The 782-nt window shown below is 42.5% G+C and carries 2 tRNA genes and 1 rRNA gene; all 3 read right to left on the minus strand.

Annotation, left to right across the window (positions count from 1 at the left end):
- Positions 1–285: 285 nt before the first annotated feature.
- Positions 286–359 (minus strand) — tRNA-Ala (locus tag LUA86_RS19195).
- A gap of 16 nt (positions 360–375) precedes the next feature.
- Positions 376–450 (minus strand) — tRNA-Ile (locus LUA86_RS19200).
- Between the two features lie 253 nt (positions 451–703).
- A 16S ribosomal RNA gene (locus LUA86_RS19205) occupies positions 704–782 on the minus strand; the annotation flags it as partial.

A 782-nucleotide genomic window follows, 5' to 3' on the forward strand; every position in this document is an offset into this window, starting at 1 on the left:
TTGCTCTTCTTTTTTAACTTCTTCCAATATGTCAAAGAACTTTATTAAGGTATAAGGCTGAGGGTATAAAGGTGTAGGGTTTAATGGCCCCAACCTAAGCCTATAGCTTATTCCTTATTAGTAAAAAACTGCGGACTCGAACCGTTTCTATGTGCCCCAATGGCGTTTCTTCTTTTTCTTTCAATCTGTCAATGTTGTTTACCTATCCAGGTAATTGTTTTTCTGTTTTGAAGTGTTCAGCCAAAAGCTTTCAACTTTTTACTTTCAACTTTTCACTTCTTTCGGTGGAGAATAACGGAGTCGAACCGTTGACCTCCTGCGTGCAAGGCAGGCGCTCTAGCCAGCTGAGCTAATCCCCCAAAGGATTTGATTTTGTAGTCCCGTCCAGATTTGAACTGGAGACCCCTACATTATCAGTGTAGTGCTCTAACCAGGCTGAGCTACGGGACTTTCTGTTAGGCTGCTATTGTTGCGGGTTAGTATATTACCGCTACCGCTTCCTTTGCTTACCTAGCTGTCAGTGCCGATGTCTTGTTGGTTATTGGGACAACCGTCATTTCTTCTGGGTGTTTCTTTTTAGTTTTTTTGTTATCCGGTTGGTTTGTTATGTAGTCTTACGCCTTATCAACGTATAACTTATAACTTAAAACCTATAACTTTTTAGAGTATCATGTTGCGCAGCGAGTAGTCAACTCTGCTCCAGAAAGGAGGTATTCCAGCCGCACCTTCCGGTACGGCTACCTTGTTACGACTTAGCCCCAGTTATCGGTTTTACCCTAGGA

Source organism: Pedobacter sp. Leaf132 (assembly GCF_920984695.1).
Classification (GTDB): Bacteria; Bacteroidota; Bacteroidia; order Sphingobacteriales; family Sphingobacteriaceae; genus Pedobacter.